Origin of the sequence: Acidovorax sp. A1169 (assembly GCF_030704685.1) — a bacterium.
GTDB lineage: Bacteria > Pseudomonadota > Gammaproteobacteria > Burkholderiales > Burkholderiaceae_C > Acidovorax.
Genome location: NZ_JAUZDX010000015.1, coordinates 94,937 through 106,008 on the forward strand (window position 1 = coordinate 94,937; position 11,072 = coordinate 106,008).

At 66.9% G+C, this 11,072-nt stretch carries 9 protein-coding genes; all 9 read left to right on the top strand.

Going from position 1 to position 11,072, the window contains the following annotated elements; all coding sequences use genetic code 11:
• Positions 1-129: 129 nt before the first annotated feature.
• The 9 genes from dapC to QYL93_RS22110 all read left to right on the top strand — a co-directional run bounded on the left by dapC (position 130) and on the right by QYL93_RS22110 (position 11,005).
• The gene (gene dapC, locus QYL93_RS22070) at positions 130-1,335 is read left to right on the top strand and encodes a succinyldiaminopimelate transaminase (protein WP_305745671.1); all 1,206 of its coding nucleotides are present in this window, start codon (positions 130-132) and stop codon (positions 1,333-1,335) included.
• 4 nt (positions 1,336-1,339) lie between these two features.
• Complete coding sequence (dapD, locus tag QYL93_RS22075) at positions 1,340-2,173, top strand: 2,3,4,5-tetrahydropyridine-2,6-dicarboxylate N-succinyltransferase (protein ID WP_305745672.1); 834 nt, start codon at positions 1,340-1,342, stop codon at positions 2,171-2,173.
• A 74-nt stretch (positions 2,174-2,247) separates the two neighbouring features.
• Positions 2,248-3,411, top strand: a complete 1,164-nt coding sequence (locus QYL93_RS22080) for a PilT/PilU family type 4a pilus ATPase (protein WP_305745673.1) — start codon at positions 2,248-2,250, stop codon at positions 3,409-3,411.
• Positions 3,412-3,468: 57 nt separating this feature from the next.
• Positions 3,469-4,650: a succinyl-diaminopimelate desuccinylase gene (gene dapE, locus QYL93_RS22085; RefSeq protein ID WP_305745674.1), complete on the top strand. Its 1,182-nt coding sequence runs from the start codon at positions 3,469-3,471 to the stop codon at positions 4,648-4,650.
• A complete protein-coding gene (gene prmB, locus QYL93_RS22090; protein WP_305745675.1) occupies positions 4,647-5,549 on the top strand; it encodes a 50S ribosomal protein L3 N(5)-glutamine methyltransferase in 903 nt (300 codons plus the stop codon). Before dapE ends, prmB begins: the two co-directional genes overlap by 4 nt.
• Complete coding sequence (locus tag QYL93_RS22095) at positions 5,546-6,589, top strand: glycosyltransferase family 2 protein (protein WP_305745676.1); 1,044 nt, start codon at positions 5,546-5,548, stop codon at positions 6,587-6,589. The genes prmB and QYL93_RS22095 overlap by 4 nt, the downstream gene beginning before the upstream one ends.
• A gap of 3 nt (positions 6,590-6,592) precedes the next feature.
• Positions 6,593-8,047: a DUF2142 domain-containing protein gene (locus QYL93_RS22100; protein WP_305745677.1), complete on the top strand. Its 1,455-nt coding sequence runs from the start codon at positions 6,593-6,595 to the stop codon at positions 8,045-8,047.
• Between the two features lie 46 nt (positions 8,048-8,093).
• Complete coding sequence (locus QYL93_RS22105; protein ID WP_057204336.1) at positions 8,094-8,441, top strand: hypothetical protein; 348 nt, start codon at positions 8,094-8,096, stop codon at positions 8,439-8,441.
• Positions 8,438-11,005 carry a hypothetical protein gene (locus QYL93_RS22110; protein ID WP_305745678.1) on the top strand — a complete coding sequence of 856 codons (2,568 nt, stop codon included), beginning with the start codon at positions 8,438-8,440 and terminating at the stop codon, positions 11,003-11,005. Before QYL93_RS22105 ends, QYL93_RS22110 begins: the two co-directional genes overlap by 4 nt.
• The last annotated feature ends 67 nt before the right edge of the window (positions 11,006-11,072 follow it).

Here is an 11,072-nt window from a genome sequence, read left to right on the forward strand (position 1 = left end):
GGCCGCAGCGGGCTTTGCCGCGATACTAGATACGCGCTCTTACGCCGGATTGACAAGGTGGCCCGACAAGGCGGCCTTGTGACGGCGCGCACCGGCTTGCGTGCACGGCATCACCCATAATGGCGCCCCATGAACCCCCTGCTTTCCCACCTGCAGCCCTACCCGTTCGAGCGGCTGCGCAAGCTTTTCGCCGGAGTGACGCCTCCGGCCCAGTATTCCCCCATCAGCCTGGGCATGGGGGAGCCGCGCCATCCTACACCGCAGTTCATCAAGGACGCACTCAGTAACAACCTCAATGGCCTGGCAAGCTACCCGGCCACGGCCGGCGAGCCGCGCCTGCGCGAGGCCTTCACCGCCTGGCTGCACAAGCGCTATGCCCTGAAGCTCGATGCGGCCAGCCAGGTGCTGCCCATCAACGGCTCGCGCGAGGCGCTGTTCGCCTTTGCCCAGACCATCGTCGACCCGACCAAGCCCGACCCCGTCGTGGTCTGCCCCAATCCGTTCTACCAGATCTACGAGGGTGCAGCCCTGCTCTCGGGTGCCACGCCCTACTACGCCCCGAGCGATCCCGCGCGCAACTTCGCGGTGGACTGGGACAGCGTGCCGGCAGAGGTCTGGAAGCGCACGCAACTGCTCTTCGTGTGCTCGCCCGGCAACCCCACGGGCGCCGTGATGCCGCTCAACGAGTGGCAGAAGCTCTTTGCGCTGAGCGACCGGCATGGCTTCGTCATCGCCTCGGACGAGTGTTATAGCGAGATCTATTTCCGTGACGAGCCGCCGCTCAGCGGCCTTCAGGCGGCCATCCAGGCGGGCCGCAAGGACTTCGAGAACCTGATTTCCTTCACCAGCCTGTCCAAGCGCAGCAACGTGCCCGGGCTGCGCAGCGGCTTCGTGGCCGGCAATGCCGATCTGATCAAGGCCTTCCTGCTGTACCGTACCTACCACGGCAGCGCCATGAGTCCCATCGTGCAGGCCGCCAGCATTGCCGCCTGGGGCGATGAGCAGCATGTGACCGAGAACCGCGCGCTCTACCGCAAGAAGTTTGCCCAGGTCACGCCGCTGCTGGCCGGCGTGATGGACGTGGCCCTGCCCGACGCGGGCTTTTACCTGTGGGCCAAGGTGCCCGACGCCCTGCAAATGACCGACGCCGAGTTCGCCCGCGAGCTTCTGGCTCAATACAATGTCACCGTGCTGCCGGGCAGCTACCTGGCCCGCGAGTCCGGTGGTGCCAACCCCGGCGCCCAGCGCGTGCGCATGGCCCTGGTGGCCGAGGCCGAAGAATGCGCGGAGGCCGCAATGCGCATCGTCCAATTCATCCAATCCCGTACTGTCTGACATCATGACCCAACAACTCCAGAACATCATCGACGCCGCGTGGGAGAACCGCGCCACCATCTCGCCTGCCGCAGCCCCCAAGGAAGTCGCGGACGCCGTCGAGCACGTCATTGCCGAACTCAACAACGGCACCCTGCGCGTGGCCACCCGCGAGGCCGTGGGCCAGTGGACGGTGCACCAGTGGATCAAGAAGGCCGTGCTGCTGTCCTTCCGCCTCAAGGACAACGAAGTCGTCAAGGCTGGCGACCTGGGTTTCTATGACAAGGTGCAGACCAAGTTCGCCCACCTGAACGAAGCAGAGATGAAGGCCACCGGCGTGCGCGTGGTGCCGCCGGCCGTGGCCCGCCGCGGCAGCTTCATCGCCAAGGGTGCGATCCTGATGCCCTCGTACGTGAACATCGGCGCCTACGTGGGCGAAGGCACCATGGTCGACACATGGGCCACCGTGGGTTCGTGCGCGCAGATCGGCGCCAACGTGCACCTCTCGGGTGGCGTGGGCATCGGCGGCGTGCTGGAGCCGCTGCAGGCCGGCCCGACCATCATCGAAGACAACTGCTTCATCGGCGCGCGCTCCGAAGTGGTCGAAGGCGTGGTCGTCGAAGAGCACTCGGTGCTGGGCATGGGCGTGTACCTGGGCCAGAGCACCCCGATCTTCAACCGTGCCACCGGCGAGATCAGCTACGGCCGCGTGCCCACGGGCTCGGTGGTGGTCAGCGGCAACCTGCCCAAGACGGCTGCCAGTGGCGCGCCCTACAGCATGTATGCTGCCATCATCGTCAAGCAGGTGGACGCGCAGACCCGCTCCAAGACCAGCATCAACGACCTGCTGCGCGACTGATCCCAGTCCCGCAGCGCCTACCAGCACGCACGGCCAGCGCCGGCAGACAGACCGACAATGAGAGGGGAAACACCATGAGTACGATGGAGCGGATTCTTCGCCTGATGAGCGAAAAGAAGGCGTCGGACGTCTACCTGTCGGCCAATGCTCCGGCGCTGATCAAGATCAATGGCGAGTGCGTGCCGATCAACAACCAGATCCTGCCGCCGGATGCGCCGCGCAACCTGCTGTCCGAGATCATCACGCCCGACCGCATCGAGGAGCTCGAAGAGACCGGCGAGCTCAACATGGGTGTGCCGCTTTCGGGCGTGGGGCGCTTTCGTATCAGCGCCATGCGCCAGCGCGGCAGCTATGCGGTGGTGATCCGCTTCATCTCGCAGCAGATTCCCGAAATCAGCACGCTGGGGCTGCCCCCCGTGCTGACCGAGCTGATCATGGAAAAGCGTGGCCTGATCCTGATGGTGGGCGCCACGGGCTCGGGCAAGAGCACCTCGCTCGCCTCCATGATCGACAGCCGCAACGAGGTGCTCACCGGCCACATCCTCACCATCGAGGACCCGGTGGAGTACCAGTTCCGCAACAAGAAATCCATCGTCAACCAGCGCGAGATCGGCAGCGACACCCAGTCGCTGCAGACCGCCCTGAAGAACGCGCTGCGCCAGGCCCCCGACGTGATCCTGATCGGCGAAATCCGCGACCGCGAGACCATGTCGGCGGCCATCGCCTACGCCCAGTCGGGCCATCTGTGCCTGGCCACGCTGCACGGCAACAACAGCTACCACGCGCTCAACCGTATCCTGTCCTTCTACCCCGTGGAAGTGCGCCCGACCATGCTTGGCGACCTGGCTTCGGCCCTCAAGGCCGTGATTTCGCAGCGCCTGGTGCGCACCCTGGATGGGGGCCGCCTGCCGGCCGTGGAGGTCATGCTCAACACCAAGCTGGTGTCCGACCTCATCGAAAAGGGTGACTTCGGCGGCGTCAAGGAAGCCATGGAAAAGTCCATGGCCGAAGGCTCGCAGACCTTCGAGGAAGACCTGGCGCGCATGATCATCGACAAGCGCATCGACAGGAAGGAAGGCATGGCCTTCGCCGATTCGCCCACCAACCTGATGTGGCGCCTGCAGAACGACTTCTCGCTGGCGGCCAACGCCGCCAAGGCACAAAAGGAGTCGCGCGACACGCCCGATGACATGCCCTCGTTCACCGAGATCGTGCTGGACGTGAAGCCAGCGGCCTGAGGCGGGGGCGCGCAGCGCCCCCATGTTCTTTTTGTCTTTGTCCTTTATTTGCCTGCAATGTCCCGTACCCTGCACCTGGCCGAACAACTGATCTCCCTGCCCTCCATCACCCCCGACGACGCGGGTTGCCTGGAGGTGCTGGCAGCACGGCTCGCCCCCCTGGGCTTCGCGTGCGAGCGCATCGACAGCGGCCCCGACAACTTCCGCGTGAGCAACCTCTGGGCCCGCCGGGCGGGTGCCAATGGTGCTGCCGCCAAGACCCTGGTGTTTGCCGGCCACACCGACGTGGTGCCCACCGGCCCGCTCAGCCAGTGGACCAGCGACCCTTTCGTGCCCACGCACCGCGACGGCAAGCTGTTTGGCCGCGGTGCCAGCGATATGAAGACCTCCATCGCCGCCTTCGTGGTCGCCGTGGAAGAGTTCCTGGCGGTAACGCCCGAACCGCATGTCACTCTGGCCCTGCTGCTCACCAGCGATGAGGAAGGCCCTTCGGTGGATGGCACCAAGGTCGTGGTCGAGCAGCTCAGCGCACGCGGCGAGCGCCTGGATTACTGCATCGTGGGCGAGCCGACCTCGGTGGAGCGCACCGGCGACATGATCAAGAACGGCCGGCGCGGCACGCTGTCGGGCAAGCTGTCGGTGCGCGGCATCCAGGGCCACATCGCCTACCCGCAACTGGCACGCAACCCCATCCACCAGGCCCTGCCGGCGCTGGCCGAACTGGCCGCGACCGAATGGGACCAGGGCAACGCCTTCTTCCCGCCCACCAGCTGGCAGGTCAGCAACGTGCATGGCGGCACCGGCGCGACCAACATCATCCCGGGCGAAGTGGTGTGGGACTTCAATTTCCGTTTTTCGACCGAATCGACGGCCGACAGTCTCAAGCAGCGCGTGCACGCCGTGCTCGACGCCCATGGCCTCGACTACGAGCTGCGCTGGACCCTGGGCGGCCAACCCTTCCTGACCACGCCGGGCGAGCTGGTCACGGCGGTGCAGCAGGCCATCCTGGCCGAGACGGGCATCACCACCGAACTGTCCACCACGGGCGGCACCAGTGACGGGCGCTTCATCGCCCAGGTGTGCCCCCAGGTGATCGAGATGGGCCCGCCCAACGCCACCATCCACAAGATCGACGAGCACATCGTGGTGGCCGACATCGAGCCGCTCACCAACATCTACCGCCGCACCCTGGAAAACCTGCATGCCCAGGCCCTCGCGGCTGCGGCGGTGCCGGCATGAGCGCGGTGCTGAACGGGGGCACCGTGGGTGCCGTGGTGCAGTCCGCAGCCGCCCTGCTGGCGTCGGCCGGCCTCGCGTTCGGCCATGGCACCGCCAACGCCCATGACGAGGCCGCCTGGCTGGTGCTGTGGCGCCTGGGCCTGCCGCTGGACAGCGACCTGTCGGATGAACCCGGCTCCATCAGCGGCCAAGGTGTCTCGCCGGTCCAACTGCGCGAGGTGCAGGCCTTGCTGGACGAGCGCATCAGCACCCGCAAGCCCGCCGCCTACCTCACGCGCGAAGCCTGGCTGCAAGGCGTGTCCTTCTACGTGGACGAGCGCGCCATCGTGCCGCGCAGCTTCATTGCCGAGTTGCTGGCCGACGGCAGCGTGGACGAATTCCTGGGCGAGCACACGCACCGGGTGCTGGACCTGTGCACCGGCAACGGCAGCCTGGCCGTGCTGGCCGCCATGGCCTGGCCCGAGATTGCCGTGACGGGAGCCGACATCTCGCCCGATGCCCTGGACGTGGCCCGCATCAACGTGGAACGCCATGGTTTGCAGGATCGCATCACGCTGCAGCTGTCGGACGGTCTCGCTGCCCTGCCCGGCCCCTGGGACCTGATCCTGTGCAACCCCCCGTACGTCAACACCACCAGCATGGCCCAGTTGCCGGCCGAGTACCGGGCCGAGCCCGAGCTGGCACTGGCCGGGGGCGCGGATGGCATGGATTTCATCCGCCAGCTGCTCAAGGATGCGCCTTCGCGCATGGGCGAAAACGCCGTGCTGCTGCTGGAGATCGGCAACGAGCGCGAGCATTTCGAAGCTGCCTTCCCACGCCTGCCGGTCTACTGGATCGACACCAGCGCCGGCGAAGACCAGGTGCTGCTGATCACCCGGGAGGCGCTGGTCCAGGCATGAACGGCATTTCCACCCCTCTGACCATCACCGCCCCCCTTTCCCTCTCGGTTTCCCCGGCGCCCGTACGTGTCGCGGTGGTCATTCCCTGCTACAAGGTCACGGCACATGTGCTGGGCGTCATCGAGCGCATCGGCCCCGAGGTGCAGGGCATCTTTGCGGTGGATGACAAGTGCCCGGCCAACTCCGGCGCCTTCATCCAGCAGCACTGCACCGACCCGCGCGTGCAGGTGGTCTTCAACCCCGAGAACCTGGGCGTGGGCGGCGCCGTGATGCATGGCTACCGCTGCGCCATCGAGGCGGGGTACGACATCATCGTCAAGGTCGATGGCGACGGCCAGATGGACCCGCGCCTGTTGCCCGGCTTCATCGCCCCCATCCTGAATGGCGAGGCCGACTACACCAAGGGCAACCGCTTCTTCGACCTCGAAGAGATCCACCAGATGCCGCGCATGCGCATCTTCGGCAACGCGGCCCTGTCGTTTTTGACCAAGATCTCGTCGGGCTACTGGCAGGTGTTTGACCCCACTAACGGCTACACCGCCATCCACGCGCGCGTGGCCAGCCACCTGCCGTTCGACAAGATCAGCCGCAGGTACTTCTTCGAGACGGACATGCTGTTCAGGTTGAACACCCTGCGCGCGGTGGTGGTGGACGTGCCCATGAACGCGCACTACGCCGACGAGGAAAGCAACCTCAAGATCAGCAAGATCCTGCCCGAGTTCACAGTCAAGCACCTGCGCAACTTCAGCAAGCGGATCTTCTACAACTACTACCTGCGCGACATGTCGCTGGCATCCATCGAGCTGCCGCTGGGCCTGCTGCTGCTGGGCTTTGGCACCTGTTTCGGTCTGCTGCACTGGATCAGCTCCAGCACCCACCAGTCCTACTCGTCGGCCGGCACCGTGATGCTGGCGGCCCTGCCCGTCATTGCCGGCCTGCAGTTGCTGCTGGCTTTCATCGGGCACGACATCGCCTCGGTGCCCCAGAAGCCGCTGCACAAGGTGCTGCACACGAAGATCGATCTCGACAAGAATGACTGAAGGATGGGTGTTTCCGTCCAGGCCATCGCCGCGCGCACCGGGACGCGCCACCTGAAATCCCGCTTCGACCTGCGCACGGCAGGCCTGCTTGCGCTGGCGGGCGGCTTGCTGCTGGCGCTCGTGGTGGCATGGGGCCTGATGCGGCTGGTACCGGCCTTCCAGTCGCCTGACGAGAATGTGCACCTACTGCGTGCCGACATGATCGCCCACGGCCAGTGGACCCTGCGCAAGAATGAGCCGGACGAAGCCGGCAACCAGGGCGGCTACGTGGACCGGAACTTCATGGCCTTCACGTCGCGCATGCGGGCGATCTCCGGCACCGAGCGCGACCACTCGGCTTCGGCCAGCGCACTCATGGCCCAGGCCGCAGGGGAGCGCTGGGCACACAAGGACCAGTTCGTCAACGCCGTGGGCACGGGCTACTACGCGCCCTTCATCTACCTGCCCCACGCGCTGGGCCTGCGCACCGCGCGCGCGCTTGACCTGTCGATGCGCGCAAGCTACGAGCTGACGCGCCTGCTGGTGGCGGCCACCGCCCTGGGCCTGATCGCATGGGCCTGGCGGCTGTTCACGCCCAATCTGCTGGTGCGTGCGCTGGTGCTGATGCCCATGGCCCTGTTCCAGATCATCTCGCCCACCATCGACGGGCTGAGCATCGCCGCAGCGCTGCTGCTGGCGGCGCTGTTCTCGGTGCGCTGCATGGCCCCCCGCAGCGACGCGAACCCGCTGCAGGAATATGCGCTCTATGCCTGCGTCTTCGTGCTCGTGACTTCCCGCGTCAATCTGGCTCCTCTGCTGCTGCTGCCGTTGTGGCTGCTGGTGCGCAGGTTTTCGGCCGCGCACCTGCTGGCCTGGATCGCGCTGTGCGCGGCCTGCGCCGGCTGGACACTCTACGGCATCGCCACCACGGGGGACGCGCGCCTGGTGCGCAACCACGCGACCATCGAGATACTGGCGATCTATCTGCAGCATCCAATCGGCTTCACCCGCCTCGTCCTCGATACGTTGCTGGACAGCGAGACCGGGTACTTCTATGCCTATTCCTTCGTCGGCATGATGGGCTGGCTCGATGCGTCCATCACCAAGGATGCGATGAAGGCCGTCTGGTATGGCCTGGCGGTTGCGCTGGCCGCGACCATAGGGTCGGCGCGCTGGCTGCGTCGCGATGCGGCTGCCCGTGCGCTGCTCCTGCTCGTGGCGCTGGCCAGTTGCGTGCTGGTCTTCCTCGCCCTGGCCATCAGCTGGAACGACTACCCGGTGGCCATCATCAGCGGGGTCCAGGGCCGCTACTTCATCGTGCCCGCCCTGCTAGGCGCTACAGCGCTGGGGCCCATGGGCCAGGCGGCCTCGCCCACCCACCGGACCGTGGCCAACGTGCTCACGGCCACCTTCGCCCTGGCCTCGCTCTACATCATGGCCACGACCCTGTCCGAGCGTTACGCCCTGCGGCTCCTTTAACATCGCCGGGCCCCTGCCCGATCACTCCCACCCGAGATCCCGATCCATGTACGTCTATCTTCTGACCATCCTTTGTGTGGTGGGCATCGCCATCGGCCAGATCCTGTTCAAGGTCAGCGCCAATTCCATGAACAAGACCGGCAGCTTCTTCGCCATCGAAACCCTGGCCGTGTTCTTTGCCACCATGGTGCTGTACGGCATCACCTCCATCGGCTGGGTGCTGATATTGCGCAAGGCCGAGCTGGGCAAGGTCTACCCCTTCATGGCCCTGGCCTTCGTCATCGTGCCGCTGGCCAGCCGCTTCTTCTTCGGTGAGCGCTTTGCTCCCAGCTACTTCATCGGCACGGCGCTCATCATGTCGGGCATCGCGGTCACGGTGGCCGCATCCCGATGAGCAGCGCCATGCCGAGGCACCGGGATCACCCGCGTCCGCTGGGCGCCGCCTGGCTTGCCGCTGTGTTCGCGGCGCTGCTGCTCGCCCTGCTGTGGCTGCCGCAGGCCGCCCGCGCGCAGCAGCCCCTGGCCCCCGGCACCTACGGCTTCGTCGACACGGTGGAGTACGACAAGGCCCAAGGCGTCGTTCGCATCACCGGCTGGTGCTATGACTCGCAGAACCAGCGCCTGCCCAAGGACTTCACCGTGCGCATCGGGGACACCGAGAAGCGCATCGCCATTCCCACGCGCAAGACCCGTCCCTCCGTCGCGGCCTACTTCAAGGACGGGGAGAGCATTCCACTGGAGTTTTCGCTCGAAGTGCGCTACCCGCGCTACCTGGCGGGCGGCGAGCAGCCCGTGGGCGTGATCGCCCGCTTTGACGACACCGCGCGCTTCAATGTCGAGCCCTCCTCCCCCGCCGCCGGCAAGGTGCTCGGCCCCGACATTGCCCCGCGGCACTGGCTCATCGCTGCTGCGGTGGCGGCCATCATCGTGCTGCTGCTGCTTGGCGCCACGGGCCGGTTGCTCGACCGCTGGGGCCAGTGGGTCGGTGGCCACCGGGGCATGGTGGCCGGCGGCATTGCCGGCGTCTTCCTGGTGCTCGTGGGCGTCGGCGCCACCGGCTCTTCGCTGGAACTGCTGCTGGGCCGCACCGACCAGGGCGAGCACCCTGTCGTATCGGCCGACAGCGCCGTCACCTCCCTGGCGGGCCAGCCACGCGGGGTGCGCTCCGACGAGTGGATGGTAATCACCGCCAGCGCGCTGGCCCAGGCCAACCACGAACCCCGGTTTCCGGTGGTCAACCGCAACCTGGGCCTGGACGGACAGAACATGATGGTCATCGGCATGACCGGTGTGCCCGTGCTGCACGTATCGGCCCTGGCACGCCCGGCCACCTGGGGGTTCTTCGCGTTGCCGCTGGACATGGCGCTGGGCTGGTACTGGTACTTCCCGTTCTTCGCCTGCCTGCTGGCGCTGTGGTGGCTGCTGGACGTGCTGGCCCCCGGCCGCCCGGGGCGCAACCTGGCGCTGTCTTTCGTGTTCTGCCTGGCGCCCTATGCGGCGGGCTGGTCGCAGTGGCCACTGTATGTGGTGTTCTTCCCATCCGGGGCCCTGGCCGCCGCGCTGCTGATGCTGCGCCAAAAGCCCGGGGCCCGCCTGTGGTTGCTGGCCCTGGCACTGGCCTGGTTCCTGGCCGGGTTTGCGCTGGTGCTCTACCCGCCCTGGCAGATCACCGTGGCCACGCTCTACGCCCTGGTGCTGGCCGCGTGGCTGGCCGACCACCGCCGGCAGGTGGCCTGGAGCTGGCAGACCCCGCTGGCCTTCGGGCTGGCCGCAGTGCTCATGGGCGCCCTGCTCTATTTCTGGTGGCACGACGCGCGCGAGGCGATTGCCACCATGCGCAGCACCGTCTACCCCGGCCAGCGCGCGGCGCTGCAGGGGGGCGACCTGTCCCCCCTGGTGCTGCTGCGCGGGTTCAGCAATGCCGATACCCTGTCCAACCTGCAGGGCAGCGTGTTCAACGAGAGCGAGTTCGGTTCGTACTTCCTGCTGCTGCTGGCCACCTGGTTCCTGTGCCTGCGGCAGATCCGGGACAAGAAGCCCTACCCCTGGCTGCTGGCGGCGTGCGCAGCGTTCTCGGCGTTCAGCGTGGTGTTCGGGGTCTGGGGCGTGCCCCTGGCTCTGTCCAAGGCCATGTTCTGGCACTACGTATCTTCGTCGCGCATCGATCTGGCGCTGGGGCTGTCCTGTCTTCTGGTCGTGGCGCTGGCGGGTGGCCGCGAGGCGGCCGCCGAAGCTTCACCGCGCCCGGCGCGCACTGCGGCCGTGGTGCTGGGCCTGCTGACTGCGGCGCTGGCGGCACTGGTGGTGGCCGGCATTCCCGAAGACTTCTATCCGGGCCTGAGCGTGGCCATGCTCGCCAGCATGGCCGTGGCCGGTGGCTTCATGGCGTACTGGCTGGTGCACGGGAAGGTAGCCCAGTCGATTGCGCTCACTCTTGTGGTGTACGCCATCGCCGTCGCCGACTTCAATCCGCTGGGGCTGGCCCCCGCCAAGGTGGCCCTGAACGACACCGTGCAGCGCTATGTGGCAGGCCCGGCATCTGCCGGCGGCACCGCGAAGCCCCGGCGGGTGCTGGCATTGCTGCCCAGCACCTCGCTCGCCATGACGCTCGCCGCTGCGGGTGTTCCCGTGGTGGATGGCGTTTTCTACTACCCCCAGCCCAGCGTGTGGCGCGGCATGCAGTTGCCTGCGGCGGATCAGGACACGGTAAACCGCTACCAGCACCTGACCTTCGTGCAGGAAACCATGCCGGCCCCGGCGGCCTACCGGGTGATCAACCCCACGCCCGACACCGTGCGCGTGATGGTGGACCCGCGGCGCTTCGACTTCGCCCAGACCGGTGCACAGGTGGTGGTGGGCAGTGACCGCATCTTCGAGCTGGGCGAAAACCCCCGCCTGCGCCTGCTGGGCAAGTACGAGGGCTGGGCCTGGTACGAGGTGGCTGGCGCGGCGCCGTAGGACCGTCCTACAGGGTTTGCCCGGTATCGGCGACAATACGGGGTTGCCTGCCCGTGGCAACCACGGC

What these genes read in the sequence shown, in the direction of transcription:
- QYL93_RS22080 (WP_305745673.1), top strand. Translation starts at nt 2,248, where the DNA reads ATGAGTACGATGGAGCGGATTCTTCGCCTGATGAGCGAAAAGAAGGCG.
- QYL93_RS22100 (WP_305745677.1), top strand. Translation starts at nt 6,593, where the DNA reads ATGGGTGTTTCCGTCCAGGCCATCGCCGCGCGCACCGGGACGCGCCAC.
- QYL93_RS22105 (WP_057204336.1), top strand. Translation starts at nt 8,094, where the DNA reads ATGTACGTCTATCTTCTGACCATCCTTTGTGTGGTGGGCATCGCCATC.
- prmB (WP_305745675.1), top strand. Translation starts at nt 4,647, where the DNA reads ATGAGCGCGGTGCTGAACGGGGGCACCGTGGGTGCCGTGGTGCAGTCC.
- QYL93_RS22095 (WP_305745676.1), top strand. Translation starts at nt 5,546, where the DNA reads ATGAACGGCATTTCCACCCCTCTGACCATCACCGCCCCCCTTTCCCTC.
- QYL93_RS22110 (WP_305745678.1), top strand. Translation starts at nt 8,438, where the DNA reads ATGAGCAGCGCCATGCCGAGGCACCGGGATCACCCGCGTCCGCTGGGC.
- dapD (WP_305745672.1), top strand. Translation starts at nt 1,340, where the DNA reads ATGACCCAACAACTCCAGAACATCATCGACGCCGCGTGGGAGAACCGC.
- dapE (WP_305745674.1), top strand. Translation starts at nt 3,469, where the DNA reads ATGTCCCGTACCCTGCACCTGGCCGAACAACTGATCTCCCTGCCCTCC.
- dapC (WP_305745671.1), top strand. Translation starts at nt 130, where the DNA reads ATGAACCCCCTGCTTTCCCACCTGCAGCCCTACCCGTTCGAGCGGCTG.